18 protein-coding genes and 1 pseudogene are annotated in these 25783 nt (G+C 73.3%); 12 read left to right on the top strand and 7 right to left on the bottom strand.

Going from position 1 to position 25783, the window contains the following annotated elements; all coding sequences use genetic code 11:
- The first annotated feature begins 266 nt into the window (after positions 1 to 266).
- Together Pma05_RS16335 and pspM are read left to right on the top strand one after the other, a co-directional pair.
- Complete coding sequence (locus Pma05_RS16335; protein WP_203858694.1) at positions 267 to 1133, top strand: PspA/IM30 family protein; 867 nt, start codon at positions 267 to 269, stop codon at positions 1131 to 1133.
- A 105-nt stretch (positions 1134 to 1238) separates the two neighbouring features.
- Entirely contained in the window at positions 1239 to 2018 is a 780-nt protein-coding gene (gene pspM, locus Pma05_RS16330; RefSeq protein WP_203858276.1) for a phage shock envelope stress response protein PspM, read from the top strand.
- A 53-nt stretch (positions 2019 to 2071) separates the two neighbouring features.
- On the opposite strand, the gene Pma05_RS16325 is transcribed toward pspM, so the two are convergent.
- The 5 genes from Pma05_RS16325 to Pma05_RS16305 form a co-directional block, all read right to left on the bottom strand.
- Positions 2072 to 5737 (bottom strand): multicopper oxidase domain-containing protein, encoded by a 3666-nt coding sequence (locus Pma05_RS16325; RefSeq protein ID WP_203858275.1) that lies wholly within the window; start codon positions 5735 to 5737, stop codon positions 2072 to 2074.
- Positions 5738 to 6023: 286 nt separating this feature from the next.
- Entirely contained in the window at positions 6024 to 6884 is an 861-nt protein-coding gene (locus tag Pma05_RS16320; protein ID WP_203858274.1) for a DNA-formamidopyrimidine glycosylase family protein, read from the bottom strand.
- Between the two features lie 277 nt (positions 6885 to 7161).
- On the bottom strand, positions 7162 to 7407 hold the full coding sequence (locus Pma05_RS16315) for a CPCC family cysteine-rich protein (protein WP_239312481.1): 246 nt from the start codon (positions 7405 to 7407) through the stop codon (positions 7162 to 7164).
- Between the two features lie 142 nt (positions 7408 to 7549).
- Entirely contained in the window at positions 7550 to 8326 is a 777-nt protein-coding gene (locus tag Pma05_RS16310; protein WP_203858273.1) for an SAM hydrolase/SAM-dependent halogenase family protein, read from the bottom strand.
- Between the two features lie 251 nt (positions 8327 to 8577).
- Entirely contained in the window at positions 8578 to 9525 is a 948-nt protein-coding gene (locus Pma05_RS16305) for a siderophore-interacting protein (RefSeq protein ID WP_203858272.1), read from the bottom strand.
- Positions 9526 to 9890: 365 nt separating this feature from the next.
- Between Pma05_RS16305 and Pma05_RS16300 the strand changes: the two genes are divergently transcribed.
- Positions 9891 to 10646, top strand: coding sequence for a DUF2306 domain-containing protein (locus Pma05_RS16300; protein WP_203858271.1), 756 nt, complete (start codon positions 9891 to 9893; stop codon positions 10644 to 10646).
- 98 nt (positions 10647 to 10744) lie between these two features.
- Here the strand turns inward: Pma05_RS16300 and Pma05_RS16295 are convergent, their stop codons facing one another.
- Positions 10745 to 15577, bottom strand: a complete 4833-nt coding sequence (locus Pma05_RS16295; RefSeq protein ID WP_372441488.1) for an Lhr family helicase — start codon at positions 15575 to 15577, stop codon at positions 10745 to 10747.
- A 170-nt stretch (positions 15578 to 15747) separates the two neighbouring features.
- Between Pma05_RS16295 and Pma05_RS16290 the strand changes: the two are divergent.
- The 7 genes and pseudogenes from Pma05_RS16290 to mnhG form a co-directional block, all read left to right on the top strand.
- Positions 15748 to 16083 (top strand): annotated as a pseudogene (locus Pma05_RS16290) (hypothetical protein); the annotation flags it as partial.
- A gap of 422 nt (positions 16084 to 16505) precedes the next feature.
- Positions 16506 to 19460: a Na+/H+ antiporter subunit A gene (locus tag Pma05_RS16285; RefSeq protein WP_203858270.1), complete on the top strand. Its 2955-nt coding sequence runs from the start codon at positions 16506 to 16508 to the stop codon at positions 19458 to 19460.
- On the top strand, positions 19457 to 19954 hold the full coding sequence (locus tag Pma05_RS16280) for a Na(+)/H(+) antiporter subunit C (RefSeq protein ID WP_203858269.1): 498 nt from the start codon (positions 19457 to 19459) through the stop codon (positions 19952 to 19954). Before Pma05_RS16285 ends, Pma05_RS16280 begins: the two co-directional genes overlap by 4 nt.
- Before the next feature lie 157 nt (positions 19955 to 20111).
- A complete protein-coding gene (locus tag Pma05_RS16275; protein WP_203858268.1) occupies positions 20112 to 21620 on the top strand; it encodes a Na+/H+ antiporter subunit D in 1509 nt (502 codons plus the stop codon).
- Complete coding sequence (locus Pma05_RS16270; protein WP_307836855.1) at positions 21617 to 22282, top strand: Na+/H+ antiporter subunit E; 666 nt, start codon at positions 21617 to 21619, stop codon at positions 22280 to 22282. The genes Pma05_RS16275 and Pma05_RS16270 overlap by 4 nt, the downstream gene beginning before the upstream one ends.
- Positions 22279 to 22539, top strand: coding sequence for an MrpF/PhaF family protein (locus Pma05_RS16265; RefSeq protein WP_203858267.1), 261 nt, complete (start codon positions 22279 to 22281; stop codon positions 22537 to 22539). The genes Pma05_RS16270 and Pma05_RS16265 overlap by 4 nt, the downstream gene beginning before the upstream one ends.
- Entirely contained in the window at positions 22536 to 22898 is a 363-nt protein-coding gene (gene mnhG / locus Pma05_RS16260; protein ID WP_203858266.1) for a monovalent cation/H(+) antiporter subunit G, read from the top strand. The genes Pma05_RS16265 and mnhG overlap by 4 nt, the downstream gene beginning before the upstream one ends.
- 104 nt (positions 22899 to 23002) lie before the next feature.
- On the opposite strand, the gene Pma05_RS16255 is transcribed toward mnhG, so the two are convergent.
- Positions 23003 to 23887: a fructosamine kinase family protein gene (locus Pma05_RS16255; protein ID WP_203858265.1), complete on the bottom strand. Its 885-nt coding sequence runs from the start codon at positions 23885 to 23887 to the stop codon at positions 23003 to 23005.
- A 109-nt stretch (positions 23888 to 23996) separates the two neighbouring features.
- Here Pma05_RS16255 and Pma05_RS16250 point away from each other — a divergent pair, with 109 nt between their 5' ends.
- Together Pma05_RS16250 and Pma05_RS16245 are read left to right on the top strand one after the other, a co-directional pair.
- Positions 23997 to 24659, top strand: coding sequence for an MOSC domain-containing protein (locus Pma05_RS16250; protein WP_203858264.1), 663 nt, complete (start codon positions 23997 to 23999; stop codon positions 24657 to 24659).
- 171 nt (positions 24660 to 24830) lie between these two features.
- Entirely contained in the window at positions 24831 to 25676 is an 846-nt protein-coding gene (locus Pma05_RS16245; protein ID WP_203858263.1) for an MOSC domain-containing protein, read from the top strand.
- Positions 25677 to 25783: the final 107 nt, after the last annotated feature.

Genomic DNA, 25783 nt, shown 5'->3' with positions numbered 1-25783 from the left:
GGATCCGCCCGAGCAGCAACCCCGAGCGGGACGTCGTCTGCGTCGGCTGAGCGGCCCGTCAGGGCTCCCGGCGCCGACGAAGGTGTGGCTCGGCGGGGGCCGACCGCGTTACGGTGGGCCCCTAACCGCATATCCGGTGGATATCCCCCTGAGGTCGTATGCCGGGGTGGCGCGATCCTGGGACGATGGAGATCCTGTCGCGCGGGCGCCTTTTCGGGCCGGCCGACACGGCTACTGGACTGATGACACTGAGGGGATACCGGGAGATGGCGAACCCGTTCGTCAAGGGCTGGCGCTACATGATGGCGTTGTTCGGCGCCAAGATCGATGAGTACGCCGATCCCAAGGTGCAGATCCAGCAGGCCGTCGAGGAGGCGCAGCGCCAGCACCAGGCGCTCGTCCAGCAGGCCGCGGCGGTGATCGGCAACCAGCGCCAGTTGGAGATGCGGCTGTCCCGGCAGATGTCCGAGGTCGAGCGGTTGCAGGGGATGGCCCGGCAGGCCCTGGTGCTCGCCGACCGGGCCCGGGCCGCCGGTGACGAGACCGAGGCCACGAAATACGAGCAGAGTGCGCAGACCATCGCCACCCAGCTCGTCGCGGCCGAGCAGTCGACCGAGGATCTCAAGACCCTGCACGACCAGGCGATCGGTGCCGCCGCCCAGGCGCGCCGGGCGGTCGAGAACAACTCGATGATCCTCCAGCAGAAGCTGGCCGAGCGGGCCAAGCTGCTCAGCCAGCTTGAGCAGGCCAAGATGCAGGAGAGCGTGGCCAAGTCGCTGGAGTCGATGTCCGCGCTCGCCGCACCGGGAAACACCCCCTCGCTCGACGAGGTGCGGGACCGGATCGAGCGGCGCTACGCCAACGCGATGGGTCGGGCCGAGCTGGCCGGCAACTCCGTCGAGGGCCGGATGCTGGAGATCCAGAAGTCCACCCTCGACCTGGCCGGCGCGTCCCGGCTGGAGCAGATCCGGTCCAGCATGGCCGGGGAGAAGCTGGCCGGCGGGACCGCCACCCCGGCGGTCGAGCCGGCGGCCCCGGCGGCCGACCCGGCCGGGGTGGCCCGACTGGACGAGATCCGGGCCAGCCTGGGCCGGGACAAGCAGGCCGGCGGCGGCAGTAGCGCCGCAAGCTGAGCCGGCGCGATCCGGCGAACGCGGGATGCCGCCGGTTCCGGCCGGCGACCATAGGGGGAGCGGAGCCGCCGGCCGGGCCGGCGGCCGTCGGGGAGTGAGGTCGAGATGGCGGATCTGCGCACCCGCCACCTGCGCCGGCTGCGGAGCCTGCGCCGGTCGGTCCGGCGCTGGAGCGTGCTCGCGGGCGGCCTCGGCGGTGCGGCGGCGGTCCTCACCCCCTACCAGGGGCTGGGACTGCCGGACGCGGCCTGGGCGGCGGCGGCCGGCGGTTCGGTGATGCTGGCGCTCTGGCGCTGGGCCGACCTGCGGGCGATGGCCGCCGAGCCGGTGCCACCGGCCCCCGAGCCGGTCACCCCGGACCAGGTCCGCGCCCGGCTGGTCGCCGCCGTCGAGCGGTTGCCCGCCGGGCGTCAGGCCCTCGCCGAGGTACGCCGGCAGCGCGCCCGGGTCGCCCTGCGCGGCTCGTCCGCGGCCGAGCCGTGGGCCCGGCTGGACCGGGCCACCACGACGATGGCCGGACTCGCCGGCCGGCTGACCGGTCCCGCCGGCCCGGCGGTGCTGGAGGCGGCGGTGGCGGAGCAGTCCCTGCGAGACCTCGCCGAGCGGGTGGCCAGTGTGGACCGGGCGGTACGGGTGGCCCCGGCCGACGCCCGGGGCGAGTTGGACGCCGCGCACCGGCACCTGGCGACGCAGCTCGACAGCGGTGTTTCGGCGTACGAGCGGCTGGTGGCGGCGGCGGCGAGTTTCGTGGCCGAGGACGGCCGCGAGTACGACGACAACTCCTCGGTGACCCGGCTCGCCGAGGCGACCGACCTGCTCCGGGGCGTGGCGGGTGGCCTGGCGGACCTGCGCTCCCGTACCGGCCCGACCCAGGCGATGTCCTGAGCCGCCCGTCGGCCCGACCCGGTTGTCGTACCACCGGGCCGGGCCGCTGACCGTCAGGCCGGGGTACGGATCGAGACCGAGCGGCTGACCACGGAGGTACCGGCGGCGTTGCCGGCCTGGATGCGGTAGTGGTAGACGGTGTCCCGGGCCAGTCCGGTGTCGGTGAACGAGCGGGCCGCCCCCGGCACCCGCACCGTCGCCACCTCCGTGGTGAAGCCGGAGTTGGTGGCCCGGTGCAGCGTGAAGCCGGCGATCACGCTGGTCAGCGGGACCGCCCAGCTCAGCACCACGCCGGCCCCGTCCTGGCCGGCCACTCCGTCAGGCGTCACCGCGAGGTCGGTCGGCGTCGCCGGCACCGCCGGAGTGACCACTGTGGAGACGTTCGACCAGGGTGACGAGGCACCGAGATAGCCGGTACGCACCCGGTAGTAGTAGGTGGTGTCCGGGGTGACCCGGGGGTCCGGGCAGCTTCCGGTGACCGGGACGGTGCTGGTGACCAGCCCGCTGCTGAAGGTCGGGTTGGTGGCCCGTTGCAGCTCCACGCTGGTGGCGAAGGACCGGTTCACCCAGCCCCGGTTGACCCGCAGCGGCGACCCGCTCGCCACCGTGGCGACCAGCCCGGTCGGCGCCCGCAACTGCACCATCGCGCTGCTGCTGTTCGAGTACGCCGAGTGGGCGACGCTGTTCTCGGCCCGGACCCGGTAGTGGTAGGTGAGCCCGGGGGTGACGGTCGAGTCGACGTACCGGTTGTCGCCGGCCGGGACGGCGAAGGTGTGTACGTCCCGGGTGAAGCCGGCGTCGGTGGCCCGCTGCACCAGGCTGCCGGTGGCCCGCGGCGGTGCGGTACCAGTGCCGGTGCCGGTCGGCGGGCGGGAGTTGTTCGTCCAGGCCAGCACGATCGCCGGGAGTACGGTCGCCGAGCCGGGTTCCGGCCTGGCGGCGAGCCCGGTCGGCGCCGCCGGAGCGAACCGCAGCACCATCGGCCGGGCCATCTGGGCATCGGCGTGGCCGAGCAGTTGACAGTGCCAGACGTACTCCCAGCCGAAGTTGTGCACCCGGTTGGTCACCGCCGCCGGCTCGCCGGTCTCCGGGTTGACCTGGGTGTACCCCTCCGACGTCCCAACCGGCCGGGTGGGGTCGTGCAGCCGGGTACTGTCCGGGACGGTGAACGGCAGCGGCTCGGGCAGCGCCGGCCGGATCGCCACCACCGTCGCCTCGAACGGGTTCATCCGGACGGTGTCCTTCCAGCCGACCTCGTTCGGCTCGGGCGGCTTGATCGCCCCGTCCCGGCCCACCCGGTTGACGAGCTGGACGTTGACGTGGTGGAAGTGGACGGACTGGGTGTCCATCCCGTTGTGGGTGATCCGCCAGAGCTGGGTGTTGTCGCCGGGGGAGCCGACCGGGGCGGCCGGGTCGGAGGGGAGCAGTACCTCGGTCGGCGGGTCGATCCGGGTCAGCGGGATGGTGGTCTGGATCAGCGAGCTGGTCTTCGGCAACTCGGTGCCGAGCAGGAAGTTCATCCGGCCGTACTCGGGGTCGAACTCGGCCACGATCGCCTTGGGACGCAACGGCAGGGTCACCGGGCTGCTGTCGCCGTACGGGGTGAAGGTGATCGAGGTGTCGTCGATCGGGACGTACGTGTTCCGGGGCGTGGCGGTGCCGAACGCCGGGTCGTACGCCTTCTGCGGCACGATCGGCGGGGGCTGGCTCTGCCCGTACGCCCGGGGAAGCGCGACCCGGAGCCGCTCGGTGTCGAACGGCGGCGCCGGCGTGCCGACCACCTGGATCTGCATCAGGGTCCGGGTGTTCGGTCCGTAACCGGGGCGGGTGGTCGGCGGCCCGCCCGACGAGGTCCGGTCCGGGGCGCCGGTGTAGTGGTCGTTGCGCGGGTCGAAGCCCGGCATCGGCGCCGGGCAGTCGTTGTAGAGGATCAGGTTCGAGCCCGGCGGCACGGACGAGAAGTCGACGACCACGTCCGCGCGTTCACCGGGGGCGAGCAGCAGGGCGTGCTCGGTGACGTTGAGCACCGTCACGTCCCGCCGGTTGTACTGGTAGTTGATCGGCTGGCTCGGCAGCACCGCCACCGCCGGCAGCAGCCCGCCCTCGGAACCGATCTGGATCCAGTCCGGGCCGGCGGCGTTCGGGTCCGGCACCCCGCCGCACCGGCCGTCGGTCGGCCAACTCGGCGGGAAGTCCGGGTTCGGCCGGGCCGCGACCATCGGTACCTCACCGGCGTCGCCGTCTCGCAGCGTGCCGTCCGGATGCCACATCGGCGCGTCCGAGGCCGCGTAGTAGAGCTGGAGGTTCAGGCTGCGGTCGTTGCAGGCGTTGAGGATCCGGAACCGGTACGCCGCCGGCCGCAGCCGCAGGTAGGGATAGCCGGCACCGTTGACCAGCGGGGTGTCCAGGAACGCGTCCGGCACCGCCGACGGGGCGGGGGTACCCGGCTGGACCGGCGGCTGCCACGGCCGGGTGGCCGGGTCGTAGTACGGGTTCGGCGCCGCCCCGTGGGTGATCCCGGTGAACGGCGGCCAGAACCAGGGACCGTAGTCCCACCGCCCCATCGGGTTCGTCCCCGACTCGTTGTAGGGGTTCTGGCTCGGCATGTAGACGTGCGGGAACCAGAGGCTGCCCGGGCCGCCCCAGCGGGACACGTCCCAGGTCGGGTCCTGGGCGGCGAGCTGGGTCTCGTCCGGTACGAAGGTCTTGTCCTGGAGCACCAGCACGATCTCCTCGGCCGGCAGCACGCCGTCGTCAACGAGTTGCCGCTGCACCGGGTCGTCCAGCCGGTAGAGGCCGATCTGTCCGGAATAGACGGTGAGCCGGGCGATCCCCTCCGCCTGGTCGTGCAGCCAGAGCAGCCGGCCGCTCTGCTGGTTGGGGTAGTAGGCGGTGGTCGCCCCGGCACCGGGCTCGGGCATGTCCGGCACGCTGGCGTGGCCGGCGCCGCGCGGGTACGAGGTCGGCTCGCCGGCCGGGGTCGTCCACTGGGCCGGTCCACCGTTGCTGATCCACGGGGTACGCCCGCCGTGCAGGTGGACGGCGGAGCGGTTCTGCGGATAGCGCTCGGTGCCGCCGAGTGGACCCGTACCGGCGCCGGGCAGGGTCGGGTCCACCGGCAGGAAGAGCGCGCCCGCGTCGCCGACCGGCAGCCGGTTGACGTACTTGACCCGGACCGGACGGTCCCGCTGGGCCAGGATCAGCGGCCCGAGATGGTACGGCCGGGCCGGCGGGGTCACCGTGTTGTGCCCGGTGGCGTCCGTCCCGTTGTTGAGCTGCCGGTACCCGCGCAGCCGGGTCGGCGGCAGGTCGGCGTGCAGTTGCTGGTGGTATTCCTGCACGCCGATCTCGTAGTAGTCGCAGCCCGGGTAGGTGGTGGTGTCCGGCACCGCGACCGGGATCAGGTTGCCCAGCTCGTTGGGGGTGTCGCCGGCCCGGGGCAGCGAGGTGACGAACTTCCGGAGCCCGGTGCCCGGCGCCACCCGCCCGTCGGCGTCGCAGACCGGCAGCGGACTGTAGGCGAAGTTCGGCACGAATCCGAAGTAGTCCGGCGGGGCGGTCGGGTCCAGGCCGGTCGCCGGCAGCGGATCGGTGCTGGTCCGGGCGGCCGGCACCACCGTACCCCCCGCCCGGCCGGTCCCGGTCTCCCCGCCTGCCCCGCCCTGCCGCCTGGCCTGCTCCGCCCGGGCCGCCCGGCTTGCCACGAACCTCTTGAACATGACCGCACCCCTTCCCCGGGAAGATCAGGGATCGCTCCGCCCGCCAGCGCCCGACGTTCCGGGACAGGTCCGCCCCGACCTGCCCGTGAGCTGCTGACGATCCGTAAGCAGTCAACCGCTTACGGCCAGTGTTGGATACGGTCGCCAGCCAGGTGAAAGCGCCTCGACTTCGGATTGGCACACGGCGGCGCCGCCGACCATGGGAGTGACCGTCAGCGCGTGCGGCGGCCAGGGCCGGCGGGAGGCGCGGATTGGCGCGTGGCGGCGTCCGGCGGGTGAGTGACCTTCAGTGGGTGCGGCGTCCGGGGCCGGCGGGGAGGCGCCGGCCGGGCTCGGGCTGGCAGACCGGGCACCAGTAGGTGACCCGCTCGTCCTGCTCCCGTTTGCGGATCGTCGCGCCGCACCGGCGGCACGGCTCGGCCCGGCGGCCGTAGACGTAGCTGGTCCGGCCCCGGTGCAGCGAGCCGGTCGTACTCTGCGTCCACCGCCCCCGGTTCGCCATCAGTAGCCGGTGCGCCAGCGCCACCATGCCCGGCAGGTCCGGCACCTCCCGGACCGGCGTCCACGGCGACACCCCGCGCAGGAAGAGCAGCTCGGACTTGTAGAAATTGCCGATCCCGGCGAGATTGGCCTGATCGAGCAGCGCCTCGGCGATGCTCCGGCCCGGCTGGGCGGCGAGCCGGCGTACCGCCTCGGCCGAGTCCCAGTCCGCCCCGAGGAGGTCGGGCCCGAGGTGCCCGACCAGCAACGGTTCCTCGGCGGTCGGGACCAGGGCAAGATCGTGCAGGTGATAGCCGACCGCCACCGCGTCGGCGGTACGCAGCACCACCCGGATGGTGTGCGCGGGGCGGGCCGCCCAGCGCTCCCCCGGGGCGTACGCCCGCCAGGCGCCGTCCATCCGCAAGTGGGAGTGCAGGGTGAGCGGTGCCTCGCCGTCCGGGCTGCCGCTCGGTTGCCGTGCGCTGTCCGGGACACGCAGTCGGAGCAGCAGGTGTTTGCCTCGGGCAGCCGATTCGAGGACGGTCGCGCCGGTCAGGTCGGTGGTGGCGAGTTGCGGCACCCGGAAGTCGGTGGCGGTCAGCCGGTCACCGGCCATGGCACGGTGCAGTGCACGGGCGGTGTTCCACACGGTGTCGCCTTCGGGCACCCGTCCATCCTCCTCCCGCCGCATGCCCGCCGGCCGCGTACGCGCCGATCCGGCCGCAGGTCGTGAGCTGGTCGATCGTGCTCGGGCCGCCGCTGGTCGTCCGGAGTCGCTGCGGCGTCATCCGGAACCGGTGAGGAGTCATCCGGAACCGGTGAGGGTGGAAGGAGGCGCTCCCGGTGGGGTGTGGCTGCGGGTGGCCAGTGGTCGACGGTCGTCGTCCGTCAGGTGGACGGCGGCGCGGAGGCGGAGCCCGCGCCCTACCGCCGCCCACCCAGGGTCAGGGCAACTCCTCGGGACGGGGCTGGCGGACCGCTTCCTGGTAACGCGGGTGGCTCGCGCCGTAGATGGCGTAGTTGAGCCGGGCGTCTGACAGGCTCAGGTCACCGTTGGGGCCGCCCCGGGCGGTGCCGGCATTCTGGTCGGTGGAACCGTCGTCGGTCCAGAAGCAGACCGGACAGGTGCCGCCGCCGGTCCGGTGTGCACAACATGGGCAGGCGGCGACATCGATCGTGTGTTTCCCCACGCGGGTAAGCATTTCACAGCAGCCCGGCACGGGCACAGTAGACATATCGCCCTCCCGTTCCGCTCCGTCGGCCGATTCTCGGCGCTGTCCGGTAGCCAGACGAGTCTGTGCGTAGGACGGGCCAGGGGGTCGGCGCGGGCTCTCACTCCAGTCGCAGCACGTCGCCCGAGGTGACGCCGAGGAGTTCGTCCGCGCGGCCCCCGTTGACCGCGACCGCAAGGTGGTCGGCCGAGTCCGGATAGACGACGAGTTCGCCGGTCGGGGCGTCGCCGAAGGTGCCGCCCCGGACCGCCCGCCGCCCGCCGATCCGGAGCACCGGACCGAGCTGCCGCAGTACGGAGCCGGCGGCGGCGAGTTGGACGTTGCCGAAATGGTCGACGGTCAGCACCTCGGCCTCCAGCCAGCCGTCGCCCTGCACGAGCACCGGTTCGGGGAGCCGTACCAGGGTCGCCGGGTCGACCGCCGGGCCGGCGTCGGTCAGGGGTGCGCCGAGCGCGAACCGGGCGGCGGCCGGGGCGAAGACGTCCCGGCCGTGGAAGGTACGGGACGGGTCGGGAAACCATTCCGCGCTGGTCAGCTCCACCGCCTCGGTGATCCCGCCGAGCGCGCTCGCGGCCCGGAGCAGCAGCCCGTTGTCCGGCCCGACCAGCAGGCCGCCGGGGGTACCCAGTGCGACGCCGCGCCGCGCGGTCCCGACGCCCGGGTCGACCACCGCCACGTGTACGGCCGGCGGAAGGTGTCCGACGGTCTGCGCCAGTACGGCGGCGCCCCGGGCGACGTCTCCGGCCGGGACCAGATGGCTGACGTCGATCACCCGGACGGCCGGGGCGATCCGGGCGACCACCCCGTGGCAGGCGGCCACGAACCCGTCGGAGAGGCCGTAGTCGGTGGTCAGGCTGAGCCATGCGTAACCGGGCACAGCCGGAAGGGTAGCCCGGCCGGGCGTGGCGACGTTCCGGCTGCCGGGACAGCTGGCGATCAGCGTCGCCGGGTCCTCCTCCAGGTCCTCGACATCGCCGACCTGGACCACCTGGACGACCCGGACCGGATCGCCGGGGAGGTGGCGCCTCGGCTCTGAGCCGTGGTCGGCGGTCCTGGCCGGGTCGCGGCATGGGCCGCGGTCAGGCCGTGTCGTCCGCCTGCCGACCGGATCGCGGTCACAGCCGCGGGTCAGGCCGCATCGTCCGCCCGGCCGAGTCGCCAGTAGCCCATGAAGGCGACCGACTCGCGGTCGAGGCCGCGCTCGGTGACGAGGTGCCGGCGCAGCGTCCGGATCACCCCGGACTCGCCGGCCAGCCACGCGTAGTGCCCGCCGTTCGACAGGCCGACCGGTACCTCCCACAGTTCGTCGTCCACGGCGTCGTCCGAGGTGTCGGGCGGGGTGTCGTGCGGGGCCGGTCTTTCCGTCGGGAGGAGTCGGTCGGCGGCGGCCCGGACCGCCGGGACCAGCAGGCTGCCGTGCGCCGCACCCGAGCGGGGCAGCCAGGTCACGGTCACCAGCGGCGGGGCCGGCAGGTCGAGCACGTCCGCCGGGTCCGGCACCTCCAGCAGTACCTCGCCCCGGCAGTGTGCCGGCAACCGTTCGACGATCGCGGCGATCGCCGGTACCGCCGTCTCGTCGCCGGCGACCAACAGCGTGCGGGTGGCCAGCGCGGGCTGGAACTCCCGGCCGCCGTGGTCGCCGAGGTAGCCGTGGTCCGGCCCCATGATGACGAGCTGGTCGCCCGGCGCGGCGGCCCTTGCCCAGTGGGCCGCCGGCCCGTGCGCGCCGTACGCCCCGCCGTCGGGGTGCAGCACGATGTCGACGTCGACCTCGCGGACCTCCCGGCGTACCGCCCGGGTGGTGTAGGTGCGGAACGGGTTGCGCAGCTCGGTGGGGAGGGCCCGCCAGCGCGGGTACCAGTCGGTGCTGTCCGGCAGGTGGCGGAAGCCGTGCACCGGGATCGGGAAGACGAGTTTGATCCGCTGGTCGTAGCCGGGGTCGGCGAAGGTGTCGAAGTCGTCGCCGGTGAAGGTCACCCGGAGGAAGGACGGGCTCAGCCGGTGCAGCCGGACGACCTCGGCCGGAAAGAGCCGCCACGGGGCGACGAGCGACGGGGCGGTGGAAAGCTCGGTCATCGGCCAACCTCTCGGTACGCGACGCACCTCTTCGGTACGCGACGCCGACAGGCTCGACGAGTGCGGCGTGTTGTTAGGTTAGCCTAACCTGGCTCGAAAGTCAGCGGGAGCCACTGCGCTCGCCGAGGGAAGGAAGGATCGATGGCTGTCGCGCCTCGGGGTAGGGCCAGCACCACAGAAGCGCGGGACCTAGCACCGCTGACCCAACGGCCGGCACGGCGCAGAGTTCGTCTCATCCGGTTCGACACGTGCCAAGCGGCACGCCCGGTCCTCGGCCGATCGCGGCCGATCGGGCCGGGCGGGTTGACCGTCAGACGGTCTCGGTCAACGGGAAGACAAGCTGGTCCGAGAGACAGGGAAGCGACATGCCCACGACGATCGACAACCCGTCGACCCCGCCCGCCGCCAGCGCACCGGCCGGGCAGCCGGCGGGTCGGGCCCGGGTGCGGCGGCAACTGCGCTGGGCGGTACCGCTGACACTGCTCGCGGTCGCGTTCGTCGCGTACGCGCTGCCGCCGTACCTGACGTTCGATCCGAGCCGGGCACGGCTGCCCGTCCCGGAGGGCTTCCCGCAGTACTACCCGCTGCTGGTGGCGCACATCGTCTTCGGCTCGGTCGCACTGCTCACCGGCTGCTTCCAGGTCTGGCCATGGTTTCGCCAGCGTTACCCGGCCGCGCACCGCTGGATGGGCCGGGCGTACTTCTTCGGCGGAGTCTTCCCGGCGGGGATCGCGGTTCTCGGCGTCACACCGTTCAGCACCACCGGCTTCGTCTCACAGGTCGGCAACACCATGCTGGCGATCCTCTGGCTCGCCACGTCCGTCGCCGGATACCGGATGGCGCGGCAACGCCGGTTCGTCGAGCACCGCAGGTGGATGATCCGCAGCTTCGCGCTGACCGGATCGATCGTGGTGAACCGGGTGTGGGCGACGCTCTTCGTCATCCTGCTGCTGCCTCAGGTCGACACGACGTACGGCGGGGAGGAGAACGCGATGATCCAGGCGGCCGCCGGCGCCAGTGTCTGGATGAGCTGGGTGGTCAATCTGCTCGTCGCCGAGTGGTGGCTGGAACGCGGCGAGGCCCGTCGCCGGGCACGCCGTCGTCGCCGAGGAGTGGCGTAGGCATCAACCGCGCGCGGCAGTTGGATGGCACGTGGCTGTGGATGATCGACCAGCCCAACGTTCTCGGATGGCGACCCGTTCGACCAAATTGGTCCCGGTCAGCCGCGCAGGCGCAGGCCGCGCGGGGTGGTCCGGAAGCCGGCGGCGGTGAGCGCGTCGCGCAGCGGGGACGCGTGCACCGAGGCGCCGTCGGCGCGTTCCACCGTGAGGATGCCGAGCGCACCGGAGAGGTTCGCCGAGCCGAGGGCCTGGGCGGCGGCGGCCAGTGCCCCCGCGTCGTCGGTGAAGGAGAGCAGCGTACGGCCACCACGCTCGACGTACAGCACGAGTTCGCCGCCGACCAGCACCACCAGGGCACCCGCCTTGCGACCCGCCCGGTGTCCGGTGCTCGTACTCGTGGCCGGGTCGATGGTGCCGTCGCCCGAATCGACCACCCGGGCCGGCCAGGGCAGCGCGGCGCCGTACGGGTTGGCCGGGTCGGTGGCGGCCAGCACCCGGGCCCCGCCGGCCCGGCGGCGCAACTCCTCCGGCTCGGCGAGCGCCCGCAGCCGGTCCACCGCGCCGGGGACCGCGAACTGTGCCGCGCCGAGCCCTTCGACGAAGTAGCCGCGGCGGGCCGCCCCGCGTTCCTCCAGTGCGGAGAGCACCGGATAGACCGCGGCGAAGCCGCCGGACACCCCCTCGGCGACCACCGCTCCCCGGGTCACCACCCCGTGCCGTTCCAGCAGCACGTCGGCGAGCGCGGCGGCCCGCCGGGTCGGATCGGTGTCCCGCTCCGGGAGCCGGGACCAGCGGCCGGCGACCGTCGGTGGCCCACCCCGGGCCGGCAGTGCGGGGCGGCCCGGCCGCCGGTAGCGGGTCCGGGGCGCGCCGGTACGCGGCCGGTGCGCGCCCCCACCCCCGAGTACGGCGCGCAGCGGCGCGAGCGTGTCGTTGGTCAACCAGCCGGCCCAGACCAGCTCCCACACCACTCCGACCAGCGTCGTGTCCTCGACCGGCCCGGCAGCCGAACCGGCGAGCCGCTCGTCGGCGGCGACCCGTTCGGCCAGCGACCGGAAGAACAGCGCCTGCCCGTCGGCGAGTGCGGCCAACACCGCCTCGTGCACCGGGGTCAGCGCCAGCGCCTCGTCGGGTACGGGCAGCAGCAGCGGCGCGCTGTCGGCGTACGCCAGGGTGAGCCAGCCGTCGCCCCGGCCGATCGCGCCGGATCCCGCCCACACCACCTCGCCGCTGGCACAGAGCTCGTCGAGATAGGCGGGGGAGTAGTCGGCGACCCGGCTGGGCAGGACCAGACTCTCCAGCGAGGACGCCGGCACCGCCACCCCCTGCAACTGCTCCACCACGGCGGCAACCGCCTCGACACCCCGGGCAGCCGCGCCGATCTGCTGCCAGCGGGGCAGGAAGGTGGCCAGCGCCCGGGCCGGTACCGGCTCGATCTCCCGGCGCAGCGCGGCCAGGGAGCGGCGGCGCAGCAGCCGGAGCACCTCGGCGTCGCACCACTCCGGCCCGGCGCCGGTCGGCGAGAACTCGCCGGAGACCACCCGCCCGTCGGCACCGAGCCGGCGCAGCGTCTGCTCCAGTACGAAGACGCCGAGCCCGAACCGGGCCGCACAGGTGCTCGCGGCGAAGGGGCCGTGCGTCCGGGCGTACCGGGCGACGAGATCGCCGAGCGGGTCGGCCGCCGGTTCGAGGTATGCCCCTGCCACCCCCACCGGCAGGGCCACCCCGAGCGCGTCCCGGTAGCGGCCGGCGTCCTCGACGCCGATCCAGCGCTCCTGCCCGGCGACCCGGATCCGGAGGATCCGTCGAGCCGCCTCCAGCCCGGTCAACCACTCCGGTGCGACCCCGCGCTCGGCCAGCTCGGCGTCGGACAGGTCGCCGAGCAGCCGGAGCAGCTCGACCGCGTCCTCGGCGTCCCGGGGCCGGCGCTGCTCGGTCAGCCAGCGCAACTGCCGCTCGGTCTCGGCCACCACCGTCGGGTCGAGCAGCTCCCGCAGGTCGACCCGGCCGAGCAGCTCGCCGAGCAGGGCCGAGTCGAGCGCCAGCGCGGCGGCCCGCCGTTCGGCCAGCGGGGCGTCACCCTCGTAGAGGAACGCGCCGACGTACCCGAAGAGCAGCGAACGGGCGAACGGCGACGGCCGGGACGTCTCCACCTCGACCAGCCGGACCTTGCGGGCGGCCACCTCGCGCATCAGCGCCACCAGGCCGGGCAGGTCGAAGACGTCCTGGAGACACTCCCGGGCCGCCTCCAGGGTGATCGGGAAATCGGCGTATTCCCGGGCGACGTCGAGCAGTTGGGCGGCCCGCTGGCGCTGCTGCCAGAGTGGCTGGCGGCGGCGCGGGTCGCGGCGGGGCAGCAGCAGGGCGCGGGCGGCACACTCCCGGAACCTGGCGGCGAACAGGGCGGACCCGCCGACCGACTCCTCGACCAGGGTGGCGATCTCGTCGGAATCGAAGGCCACCAGCTCGGCGCCGGGCGGATCGTCGGCGGTGTCGGGCAGCCGGACGACGATGCCGTCGTCGGAGGGGACCACCTGGGCGTCGACGCCGTACCGCTCGGTGAGCCGGCGGGCGATGGCCAGCGCCCAGGGCCCGTTGACCCGGGCCCCGAGCACGCAGTGCACGGCCAGCCGCCAGTCGCCCAGCTCGTCGCGGAAGCGCTCGACCAGCACCGTCCGGTCGTCCGGCACCGACCGGGTGGCGGCCTGCTGCTCGCGCAGGTATGCCACCAGGTTGCCGGCGGCCCAGTCGTCCAACCCGCCGGAACGGAGCGCGGCGCGGGCGGCCTCGTCGTCGGCCCGGACCAGTCCGCGCAGCCGGTTGCCGAGGGCCCGGCCCAACTCGACCGGCCGGCCGAGCTGGTCACCCTTCCAGAACGGCATCCGGGCCGCCTGGCCCGGTGCGGGTGAGACCAGCACCCGGTCCGGGGTGATGTCCTCGATCCGCCAGGACGACGAGCCGAGCAGGAAGACGTCGCCGACCCGGGACTCGTAGACCATCTCCTCGTCCAGCTCGCCCACCCGGGCGGCCCTACGACTACTCCGGCTCGGCGCGTCTGACGCCGCGCCGCGACCCGGAGTAGTCGCCGCACCCGCCAGGAAAACCCCGAACAGCCCCCGGTCGGGGATGGTGCCGCCACTGGTCACCGCCAGCCGCTGCGCGCCTGGTCGACCGGTGAGCAGGTCTGCGGCCCGGTCCCAGACCAGCCGGGGACGCAGCTCGGCGAAGGCGGTGGACGGATAGCGCCCGGAGAGCATGTCGAGTACGGCGTGCAGGGCCGAGTCGGGCAGCTCGGCGAAGGGAGCGGCGCGGCGGATCAGGGCGGTGAGGTCGCCGACCCGCCACTCGTCGAGGGCCACCATCGCGACGATCTGCTGGGCGAGTACGTCCAGCGGGTTGCGCGGATAGTGCAGCTCCTCGATGGCACCGTCGGTCATCCGCTCGGCCACCACCGCGCAGGAGAGCAGGTCGCCCCGGTGCTTCGGGAAGACCACGCCCCGGGAGACCGCGCCGACCTGGTGCCCGGCCCGGCCGACCCGTTGCAGGCCGGCGGCGACGCTCGGCGGCGCCTCGATCTGCACCACCAGGTCGACGGCGCCCATGTCGATGCCAAGCTCCAGGCTGGAGGTGGCGACCACCGCCGGCAACTGGCCGGACTTGAGCGCCTCCTCGATGTGCCGGCGCTCCTCCCGGGAGACGCTGCCGTGGTGCGCCCGGGCGATCACCGGCGCCGCCCCGGTCGCCGCACCGGACTGCGCCATGATCTCCGCCGGCAGCCGAGGCGGCACCGCCGGCCGGATCGGCGCGGCCCGGTCGCCTCCGGCCCGGTCGCCTGCGGTCCGGTCGCCTGCGGTCCGGTCGCCTGCGGTCCGGTCGCCTCCGGTCCGGTCGCCTCCGGTCCGGTCGCCTCTGGCGCGGTCGCCTCCGGCCTGGTCGCCTCCGGTCCGGCTGGCGAAGGGCGGACGGCCGTCCCCGGCACCGTCTGCCGGGCCGAGGGCCGACTCCGCCTCGTCGGCGGCCAGCTCGTTGAGCCGGGCGCAGAGCCGCTCGGCACCGCGTCGGGAGTTGGTGAAGACGATGGTCGACCGGTGCGACCGGACCAGGTCGTAGACCCGCTCCTCGACCGCCGGCCAGATCGACGCCCGGCGCGGGGTGCCGAACTCGTCGTCCGGTGGCGCCTCCTGCTCGTCCAGCCGGGTCATGTCCTCGACCGGCACCTGCACGCTGACCTCGATGGTCTTCGCGGTCTCCGGCTGCACCACGCTCACCGGCCGGGCGCCGCCGAGGAACCGCGCGGTGGCGTCGATCGGGCGCACGGTGGCGGAGAGCCCGATCCGCTGCGCGGGGGCGGGCAGCAGGGCGTCCAGCCGCTCCAGGGAGAGCGCCAGGTGTGCGCCGCGTTTGGTACCGGCGACCGCGTGCACCTCGTCGACGATCACGGTCTGTACGCCGCGCAGCGAGTCCCGGGCGGCGGAGGTGAGCAGCAGGAAGAGCGACTCCGGTGTGGTGATCAGGATGTCCGGCGGGGTACGCGCGAACGCCCGGCGCTCGTCGGCCGGGGTGTCCCCGGTCCGCATCCCGACGGTGATCTCGGGCGGCGGGAGGCCCAGCCGGGCCGCCGCCTGCCGGATGCCGGTGAGCGGGGCGCGTAGGTTGCGCTCGACGTCGACGGCGAGCGCCTTCAACGGGCTGACGTAGACCACCCGGCAGCGCTGCCGGAGGTCGGCCGGGGCCGGCTCGCGGGCCAGCCGGTCCAGCGACCAGAGGAACGCCGCGAGGGTCTTGCCGGAGCCGGTTGGGGCGACCACCAGGGCGTTGTGCCCGGCGCCGACCGCCCGCCACGCCCCGGCCTGGGCGTCGGTGGGCGCGGCGAAGGCGGCGCCGAACCACTCCCGGGTCGCCACGCCGAACGTCGCCAGCACATCGCTCACCGACCCATCGTGCCCGGTAGGTCCGACAGGTTCACCGGAACGGTTGTCCGCATGCCCGCTGATCGTTGTTTTCGCCTGAGATGAGGGCTAAGTCTTACTTAACTGCTTGCGAACGAAGTGCAACATACAGTAACTTCTCCGAAACCCAAGCTCGGCGCAAGGGGGTACGGATGACCGGCGTTCCGCGCGACGTCCCCGCCGCCACGGACGTGTTGACCCGTCGGGTCGAGACCTATCTGACCGTGGCGCGGGCCGGTCTGCGCGGCGCCGACCTCGAACTCGCCGAGCGGCTCGTCGACTGCCTCCGGCAGTTGGTCGCGGCCACCGCCACCGCCAGCGCGGCGGACCGGGCCCGGGTCCGGGCCGCGGTGCACGCCCTGGTGCTGCGCCGCGAGGCGCACGGCCGGGTGCTGCCCCGGCGTTCCCTCGCCGCCGCCCAGCAGGTGATCAACCAGGTCGTCCGGCAACTCGGCCGCCCCGACCTGGTGGTGCCGTCCACACCGGACGCCGCGGACGACACCGCCGCCCGCGCCCTCCTCGACGGTGGCACGGCCCCGGCCCTCCTCGACCAGGATCCGACCCACAGCGTCGACTCGGCCTGCACCGTCGGGTAACACCCCCGACCCGCGAGCCTCGGCCCGCCCGGTAGCCCCGCCCCCCGCCTGCCGCGTCACCCGCCGGCAGCGCCCCCGCGTCACCCGCCGGCCGCGTCACCCGCCGGCAGCGTCACCCGCCGGCAGCGCGACCCGCCGGGCCGGACCGCCGGGCCGGACCGCCGTGCTGAGCCGATCGGCCGGCAGGATCGCTGACCCTGGTCCTCACTCGGGTGGTTTCGGGCTATTCCGCGTGTCGGACCGGACTCTGCCGTGTGATCTGTCTGAGTCCACGTCCTCGGGCCGGGCCGTGCCGACACCTACCTGGAGTACGCATGCTGATGCTGCTGGCGCTGCACCTGGTGGCTGCGGCGCTGGCACCCGCGTTGGTGCACCGGTGGGGGCGCTGGGCCTTCCTGCCGTTGGCGGTCGCCCCGGCCAGCGCGTTCGGCTGGGCGCTCGGGTACGCCGACACCGTCCGGGAGGGGAGGGCGGTCGTCGAGGCGTACCCGTGGGTGCCGGAGTTGGGCATCGAGCTGGCGCTCCGGGTCACCACCCTGTCCTGGCTGCTGGTCCTGCTGGTCGGCGGGATCGGCGCCCTGGTACTGGTCTACTGCGTCCGCTACTTCGACGCCGACGAGCCCGGGTTGGGCCGGTTCGCCGCCGTCTTCGTCGGCTTCGCCGGAGCGATGCTCGGGGTGGTACTCGCCGACGACCTGCTGCTGCTCTACGTCTGCTGGGAGCTGACCAGCGTCTTCTCCTACCTGCTGATCGCGCACCACCCGGAGCAGCAGGCCAGCCGACGGTCGGCGAACCAGGCGCTACTGGTGACCACCCTCGGTGGGCTGGTCATGCTGGTCGGCTTCGTCATGCTCGGCCAGCACGCCGGCACGTACCGCTGGTCGGAGATCGCGGCCCGGCCGCCGCCGCCCGGCGGGTACCTCGGGATCGCGGTGGTGCTGATCCTGGTCGGTGCGCTGAGCAAGTCGGCGATCTTCCCGACCAGCTTCTGGCTGCCGGCCGCGATGGCCGCACCGACCCCGGTCAGCGCCTACCTGCACGCCGCCGCGATGGTGAAGGCCGGCGTCTACCTGGTCGCGCTGCTCGCGCCGGTATACGCGGAGGTGGGCCCGTGGCGTCCGGTGATCTACGTGACCGGGATCGTCACCGTGCTGGCCGGTGGCTGGGCCGCGCTGCGCCAGGTCGACCTGAAGCTGCTGCTGGCGTACGGCACGGTCAGCCAGCTCGGGCTGCTGGTCGTACTCGTCGGCGCAGGCACCCCGGACGCCGCGCTCGCCGGCGTGGCGATGCTGGTCGGGCACGCCCTGTTCAAGGCGGCCCTGTTCCTGGTGGTCGGGATCGTCGACCGGCGGGCCGGTACCCGGGACCTGACCGTGCTCTCCGGGCTGTGGCGGCGGATGCCGCTGGTCTGCGCGACCGCCGTGCTCGCCGCGGCCTCGATGGCCGGGGTCACGCCGCTGCTCGGGTTCGTCGCCAAGGAGGCGATCCTCGGTGCGTTCCGCGGCGACCCGCCGCTGCTCGCCGCGCTGCTGCTCGGCGCCGTGCTGACCACCGCCTACAGCGCCCGGTTCGTCCGGGGGGCGTTCGCCGGCCGGCCACCACCCCGGGAGGCGACGCCGACCCGCCCGGTCGAGACCGTCCTGCTCGCCCCGGCGGCCCTGCTCGCGGTCGCCGGGCTGGTACTGGGGGTCCTGGCCGGGCCGGTCGGCGAGACGCTCGCCGGATATCCCCGGCTGTTCGGGTCGATCGCGCACCCACTCACCTTCGTGCCGGCATCGGGGCTGGTCCTGGGCCTGTCGGCGCTGGCCCAGGTCGGCGGTCTGCTGCTCTTCGCGCTCCGTACTCCGGTCGGCGCGGTGCAGGCCCGGCTGCGGGCGCCGTTCGACGGGGACACCGCCTACCAGGTGCTGAGCCGGGGATTCGACCGGTTCGCCGTGGCGCTCACCGGTGCGACCCAGCGGGGTTCGCTGCCGCAGTACCTCGGCGTCATCCTGTTCGCCCTGGTGCTCGTGCTCGGCGGCGCGCTGCTGCGCGGCCCGTGGCCGGACCGGATCGGCGTGTCGGGAAACCCGCTCCAGGCCGTCGTCGGGGTGGTGCTCGGGGTCGCCGCGGTGCTCACCGTCCGGGCCCGGAGCCGGCTCACCGCGGTGATCCTGGCCGGCGTCACCGGCTACTGCACCGCCGTGCTCTTCGTGCTGCACGGGGCGCCCGACCTGGCGTTGGCCCAGTTCCTGGCGGAGACCGTCACCATCGTGATCTTCGTGTTGGTGCTGCGCCGGCTGCCGGCCCGGTTCTCGGTGCGACCGCTGCGGCGCAGCCGGTGGACCCGGCTCGCCCTCGGGGTGGCGGTCGGGGCCGTGGTCACCGCGATGGCCGTGGCCGCGACCGGGGCCCGGCGGGCACCGCCGGTCTCGGCCGAGTTCCCCGGGCCGGCGCTCTCCTTCGGGTACGGCCGCAACGTCGTCAACGTGACCCTGGTGGACATCCGGGCCTGGGACACCATGGGCGAGATCGCCGTACTGGTGGTGGCGGCGACCGGGGTGGCCAGCCTGATCTTCCAGCGTCGACGTGGCCCGGACCGCCCTCGCCGGGACGACCTGCCGCCACCGCCCGGAGCCGAGCGGGTCTGGCTGCGGGCCGGCCCGACGCTGCGGACCCGGCGCCGCTCGATCGTCTTCGAGGTGGTCGTCCGGCTGATCTTCCACACGGTCGTGCTCTTCTCCATCTTCCTGCTCTTCTCCGGCCACAACGCCCCCGGCGGCGGCTTCGTCGGTGGCCTGGTGGCCGGACTCGCGCTCGCGGTCCGCTACCTCGCCGGAGGCCGGCACGAACTCGACCAGGCTGCCCCGGTCGACGCCGGGATGCTGCTCGGGGTCGGCCTCTTCGTGTCGGTCGGCACCGGTCTGCTGGCCATGTCGACGGGTGGGGAGGTGCTGCGCAGTTCGCTGCTGGAGCCGGAGTTGCCGCTCGTCGGCGAACTGCACCTGGTCACCTCGATCTTCTTCGACATCGGCGTCTACCTGGTCGTGGTCGGCCTGGTGCTGGACATCCTGCGCAGCCTCGGCGCCGAGGTGGACCGGCAGATCGAGGTGGAGGACGAGCCGGGCACCGGGCTGCGTACGGACCGGCCGGCCGGACCGGCACGACAGGCGGCGGCGGGTGCGGGGGCGCCGGACGCCCCGGGCGGCACGGACTCCGAATCGGCCGGCACGGACTCCGAATCGGCCGGTACGGACTCCGGGGTGGCCGGTACGGAGGGCCGGCGATGACTCCGAACCTGGTGCTGGCGCTGGTCGTCGGGGTGCTGTTCGGCAGCGGGGTCATCCTGCTGCTGGAGCGCAGCCTCAGCCGGGTGCTGATCGGCATCATCCTGCTCACCAACGGCACCAACCTGCTGCTCCTGCTCGGCGGCCGGCCCGGTGAGGCGCCGATCCTCGGGGTCACGCCGGACGCGGAGATGAGCGACCCACTGGCCCAGGCGATGGTGCTGACCGCCATCGTGATCACCCTGGGCCTGACCGCGTTCCTGCTGGCGATGGCGTACCGGAGCTGGCAGTTGACCGGGCACGACGAGGTACGCGACGACCCGGAGGACCGCCGGATCGTGCGCCGGGCGAAGCGGCACGAACTCGCCGGTCCGGATGACAACGCCGGCGAGGGGCCCTGGCCGCCGCCCGGCGGGGTGGTGGGCGCCGATCCCGAGCAGGTCGATCCGGAGCCGGCACCGCGCCGACTCGACGACGAGCCGGGCGGCCAGGCATGAGCGAGCGTCGTGAGCGAGTCGGCCAGTTCAGTGCGGTTGTGTCTCGTGTCGGCACGGAGCGCAGCGGAGTGCCGGGCGTGAGCCAGCGTTGCGAGCGAGTCGGCCAGTTCAGTGCGGTTGTGCCTCATGTCAGCGCGGAGCGCAGCGGAGTGCCGGCATGAGCTATCTGGTACCGCTGCCGGTGGTCGTACCGCTGTTCGGCGCGGCGCTGGCGCTGGTGCTGGGCCGCCGGCCGATCGCGCAGCGGGCGATCAGCGTCACCGCCCTGGTGGTCACGCTCGCTGTCGCGGTCCTGCTGCTCTGGCGGGCGCACTGGCACGGCCCGCTGGTGGTGCACATCGGCGGCTGGCGGGCTCCGCTCGGCATCGTGCTGGTCGCCGACCAGTTGGCCGCGCTGATGCTGGTGGTCTCGGCGGCGGTGACGCTCTGCGTGCTGCTCTACTCGATCGGGGAGGAGGAGCGGGCGGATCCGGGCGAGCACACTCCGGTGGTCATCTACCACCCCACCTATCTGGTGATGACCTCCGGGGTGACCAACGCCTTCCTCGCCGGCGACCTGTTCAGCCTCTTCGTCGGCTTCGAGGTGCTGCTGGCGGCCAGCTACGTGCTGCTCACCATCGGCGGCACCGAGGAGCGCATCCGGGCCGGCACCACGTACGTCGTGGTCGGGCTGGTCTCGTCGCTGATCTTCCTCACCGCGATCGGCCTGGTGTACGCCTCCACCGGCACGCTGAACCTCGCCCAGATGGTGGGCCGACTCGACGCCCTCTCGGCCGACCTGCGGCTGGCGCTGCACGGCGTACTCCTGCTCGCCTTTGCCATCAAGGCGGCGGTCTTCCCGCTGGCGGCCTGGCTCCCGGACTCCTATCCGACCGCTCCGGCCCCGGTCACCGCGGTCTTCGCCGGCCTGCTGACCAAGATCGGCATCTACGCGATCATCCGGACCGAGACGCTGCTCTTCCCCGACGGCCGCGCCGCCGACCTGCTGCTGGTGCTGGCCCTGCTGACCATGCTGGTCGGCATCCTGGGCGCGGTCGCGCAGTCCGACATCAAGCGGCTGCTGTCGTTCACCTTGGTCAGCCACATCGGGTATCTGCTCTTTGGGGTGGCGCTGACCTCGGGGCCCGGGCTTGCCGCCGCGATCTTCTACGTGGTGCACCACATCACCGTGCAGACCACCCTGTTCCTGGCGGCCGGGCTGGTCGAGCGGCGGGCCGGCAGCACCAACCTGGACCGGATCGGCGGGCTGGCCCGGGTCGCCCCGCTGCTCGGCGTGCTGTTCCTGGTGCCGGCGCTGAACCTCTCCGGCGTCCCGCCGTTCTCCGGGTTCCTCGGCAAGCTCGGACTGCTCCAGGCCGGGGTGTCGGCCGGCGGGGTGCTGCCCTGGCTGGTGGTGGTCGCCGGCACCCTGACCAGCCTGCTCACCCTCTACGCGACGACGAAGGTGTGGAGCCTGGCGTTCTGGCGCCCGCCCCGGCTGGTCGACCCCGAGGCGCCGGCCCGGCTGCCCCGGCTGATGGTGGGCGCCACCACCGTACTGGTGCTGCTCGGGGTGGGGCTGACGGTGGCCGCCGGCCCGCTCTTCGGGGTCAGCACCGAGGCAGCCGACGACCTGCGACAACGCGTCCCGTACGTGCGGGCGGTCTTCCCCGGCGGCCCGCCGTGACCGGCGACGCCCGGCCCGCCGGCCCGGACCCGTCGCGCCGCTTGGGGTCAGGTCGGCTGACAGACCGGGCTGGGTCGGGCTGGCGGGCGCTGCGGGGCCGACTGCCGGGCCGGCGACGCTGGCGGGACCACCTGATCACGGTCGGCTGGCTGGTCGCGGTCTGGAGTCTGCTCTGGGGCGAGTTCACCGTCGGCAACCTGCTCGGCGGCGTACTGGTGGCCGTGGTGATCCTGGTCTTCCTGCCGCTGCCCCGGGTCACCTTCGGGGGGCGGCTCCGGCCGCTGGTGCTGGCCGGGTTCGTCGGACGGTTCGTCGCCGAACTCGTGGTCGCCAGCGTGCACGTCGGCTGGGTCGCGGTACGCCCCGGCCAGCCCCGGAACGCGATCGTCGCCGTCCGGCTGCGAGTGCGTACCGACCTCAACCTGGCGCTGACCGCCGAGGTGCTGTCGCTGGTCCCCGGCACGCTGATCGTGGAGGCGGACCGGGAGACCGGAACGCTCTACGTGCACGTGCTGGACATCCGCGGCGCCGAGGACCTGGCCCGGAGCCGGGAACGCGTGCTGGCCCTGGAGGCCCGCCTCGTCCGCACCATTGGCTCCGAGGCGGAACTGCGAATGCTCTCGCCGACCACGGGAAACGCCGAACCGGGAGGACCATCGTGACCGTTGCCGTCGTTGTCGTCGCCGTCCTGCTCTCCGCCGCGGCGGCGCTGGCCCTGACCCGCGTCGTACGCGGCCCGGCGCTGTTGGACCGGGTCGTCGCCGCCGAGGTGCTGATCTCGATCATGATCGGCGCGCTCGGTGCCGAGGCAGCCGTGAACCGGCACGCCACCACGCTGCCGATCCTGGTCGTACTCAGCACACTGGGCTTCGTCGGCTCGGTGGCCCTGGTGCGGTTCGCCTCCGGGGAGGAGGCGTGAACGGCGACGTCGTACTCGACGTGCTGGTCGGGATCTTCCTGGTCGCCGGGGGGCTGCTGAGCCTGGTCGCCGGGATCGGGCTGATCCGCTTCCCGGACGTGCTCAGCCGGATGCACTCGGCGACCAAGCCACAGGTGCTCGGCGTACTGCTGATCCTGCTGGCGTTGGCGATGAGCCTGCGCAACGGCGCCGACCTGGGCACGCTGGTGCTGATCGGCGGGTTCCAGCTCAGCACCGCCCCGCTGGCGGCCCAGATGATCGGCCGCGCCGCGTACCGCACCGGGCGGGTGCACCGCGAGTCGCTGGACGTCGACGAGCTGGCCGACCGGTCCGGCACCGCCCATGACCGTGGCGAGTGAGTAACTCCGGTTGCCGGCCCGCGAAGGCACTGCCGAGTTGGCGTACGCCTCAGCCGGCGGTAGGCCGAGGCTCCCGGTAAGGCCGGTCCGGTGCCGGAATCGGGTCAGGTTCGCGTCCGGAATGGGGCAAGGGTGGTACGGATCTGGTCGCCCGCGCCCCAGTCGTCGTCGAACTGGGCCAGCACGGCGAGGTGTTGGCGCAGTTGGACAATTGGCATGCGGGTCTGCCAGTCGCTGTCGAGTGAGGTCAGCTCCGCGTAGACCGCGAAGAACCGTTGTGCCTCGGGCGGGGGCGAGGTGGACCACACATGGGCGAGGTCGACCTCGGCCCACATGTAGGACACCGCCGGGTCGATCAGCGCGGGCTGCCCGTCCGGAGTGGCCAGGACGTTCTGTGCCCACAGGTCGCCGTGTGTCAGGCAGGCCGGGCGGTCCGGCAGCAGGTCGGGCAGCCGGTGACACAGCCGCTCCAACGCCGTCCGGTCTCCGCTGTCGAGTGCCGCCTCGACGCGGGGCTCCCCGAGCCACCGAAGCAGCCGGTGCTGTGCGAAGAATGCAAAGCCGTCGTCTTCCCAGGTATTGGTCTGCCGGCGGCGACCCAGCCAGTTGTCGCGGTGCCATCCAAAGCGCGGATGGGTCGTACTCATATGCAGGTGGGCGAGCATGTGCGCGAACTGCTCCCAAAAGGTCTCGCTGCGCGGCCTCGGCCGCAGCACCGACAACACAAGCAGCTCTCGGTCCGCCAGCATCACCTCGGGTGTCACCACGCCGCCGAGTTCGCGCAGCGCGGCCAGCCCTTCGGCCTCCGCGACGAAGACATCGTCGGCCGGCGCGTCGACGAATGCCTTGACGAACACCGACGGAGCGTCGCGCCGGGTGGCTATGCCCGCGAGCGCCGCGAGCCCACCCGTCGCAGGCTCCACCGTGACGACATCGCGCATCCCGGCCCGGAGCAAGCATTCCCGCAGGAACGGTGCCGAGCGCGTCACGACCGGCTCCTCCTTGTCCGGGTGCTTGTTCGCAAGATCTTAGGTGCGCCTCGGCGGTGGCGGGGAAATTGCGTGGCGTGCGGTGGCTGGGGTGGTTAGGTTGCCGGGCGTGGGCAGGATTGTTTCGGTCAATCTGGCGGTGCCGGAGCCCAACCCGGCCAAGGGCGTTGGCATCACGGGCATCAACAAGCAGCCGGTCGATCACCTGGTCATGGTGCGGGCGCCGGGGCCCAAGACGACCGGGCTGCACAGCGGCCTGGTCGGTGACCAGATCTTCGACATCGCGCACCACGGCGGCGACGACCAGGCCGTTTACGCGTACGCGCGGGAGGACTACGACTGGTGGCAGGCGCGGCTGAGTCGCCGGCTGGTCAACGGGCTCTTCGGCGAGAACCTGACGACCGAGGGAGTCGACGTCAACGGCGCGGTCATCGGCGAGCGGTGGCGCATCGGTCCACGGCTGGTCCTCCAGCCGACATTCGGCCGCATCCCGTGCGTCACGTTCCAGCGCAAGATGGCCGAGCCGCGCTGGGTGAAGACCTTCACCCGGGCGAACCGGACGGGCGCGTACCTGCGGGTGCTGGAGCAGGGCGAGGTGTGGGCCGGTGATCCGGTGACGGTGCAGGACCGTCCGGCGCACGGGGTGACGATCGCGCAGGCGTTTCGGGCGTACATGACCGAGCCGGAGCTGCTGCCGGAGCTGGTCGAGATCGACGGGCTGCCCGAGGATCTGCGCGAGACCCTCGCCGAGCGGCTTCCCCAGCGGCGGTAACTCCTGATCGGGTGGCCGACGCTGTTGACCGGCACGCTCGGGTCGATCAGCGCCCGCAGCCGTACCGTATGGGGCTTGGCCCCCGCGCTCCGACACCGCGCGGTTGAGGGTGACGGGCGATCGCCGACGCGCGGTTACCCCCGTCACGCCGTGTCGTGTCATCCTGACCGGATGCGAGTCACCTCCATTTACACGTACCCGGTGAAGGGGTGTCGCCGGATGGACCGTGACACGGCGCGGGTCGAGCCGTGGGGTCTGGATGGCGACCGGCGTTGGCTGATTGTGGACGAACATGGGCTCGGTCTGTCCCAGCGGCAGCATCGGGAACTGGTGACGATGCGGGCGGTGTCCCGGCCGGGTGGGCTGATCCTGGACGCGCCGGGGATGCCGACGCTCGATCTGGCCGAACCGGCCGGTGGCGAGGCGATCCAGGTTCGGGTGTATCGGGCGCGGCCGCCCGCACCGGTACGCGCTGCCGGTTCGGAGGCGGACGACTGGCTCAAGCGGCTGTTGGGGCGTGCCGTCCGGCTGGTCTGGCTCGGTGACCCCGCTCGGAATCTCGTTCCCTGGCCGGTTCCGGTCGGGGTCGGCGCCGAGGTGAGCTTCGCCGACGGTACTCCGTTGCTGCTGGGCAACACCGCGTCGTTGGATGCGTTCAATGACTGGTTGCGGGAGTCGGGTAGCGCCGAGGGGCCGTTGCCGATGGTCCAGTTCCGCCCCAACGTGGTGATCAGCGGCGCCGCGCCCTGGGCCGAGGCCGAGTGGGTCGGGCGGCGGATCAGGATCGGCGGGGCGGTGTTCCAGGGCGCCGACGAGTGTGGCCGCTGTCTGATCGCGACGATCGACCAGGAGACCGGGCAGCGGGGGCGGGAGCCGCTACGGATGCTCGCCGCACGGCGGAACATCGGCCAGAAGCTCCGCTTCGGGCTCCAGATGACGGTCCGGACCGAACCGGGCGGACCTTCCGACGAAGGTCGGACGGTCAGCGTCGGTGACACCGTGGAGGTACTGGACTGACCGGCAACGATTCGGGGCTGGTCACGGTCCGGGCTGGTCACGGTCCGGGCTGGTCACGGTCCGGGCTGGTCACGGTCCGGGCTGGTCACGGTCCGGGCTGGTCACGG

Source organism: Plantactinospora mayteni (assembly GCF_016862935.1).
GTDB lineage: Bacteria > Actinomycetota > Actinomycetes > Mycobacteriales > Micromonosporaceae > Plantactinospora > Plantactinospora mayteni.
This window is presented reverse-complemented; position numbering and strand designations above follow the sequence as displayed.

Excerpts from the sequence above, each read along its gene's own strand:
- Pma05_RS16325 (WP_203858275.1), bottom strand. The coding sequence starts at position 5,737 with ATGTTCAAGAGGTTCGTGGCAAGCCGGGCGGCCCGGGCGGAGCAGGCC.
- pspM (WP_203858276.1), top strand. The coding sequence starts at position 1,239 with ATGGCGGATCTGCGCACCCGCCACCTGCGCCGGCTGCGGAGCCTGCGC.
- Pma05_RS16280 (WP_203858269.1), top strand. The coding sequence starts at position 19,457 with ATGACTCCGAACCTGGTGCTGGCGCTGGTCGTCGGGGTGCTGTTCGGC.
- Pma05_RS16305 (WP_203858272.1), bottom strand. The coding sequence starts at position 9,525 with ATGACCGAGCTTTCCACCGCCCCGTCGCTCGTCGCCCCGTGGCGGCTC.
- Pma05_RS16300 (WP_203858271.1), top strand. The coding sequence starts at position 9,891 with ATGCCCACGACGATCGACAACCCGTCGACCCCGCCCGCCGCCAGCGCA.
- Pma05_RS16285 (WP_203858270.1), top strand. The coding sequence starts at position 16,506 with ATGCTGATGCTGCTGGCGCTGCACCTGGTGGCTGCGGCGCTGGCACCC.
- Pma05_RS16245 (WP_203858263.1), top strand. The coding sequence starts at position 24,831 with ATGCGAGTCACCTCCATTTACACGTACCCGGTGAAGGGGTGTCGCCGG.
- Pma05_RS16335 (WP_203858694.1), top strand. The coding sequence starts at position 267 with ATGGCGAACCCGTTCGTCAAGGGCTGGCGCTACATGATGGCGTTGTTC.
- Pma05_RS16275 (WP_203858268.1), top strand. The coding sequence starts at position 20,112 with ATGAGCTATCTGGTACCGCTGCCGGTGGTCGTACCGCTGTTCGGCGCG.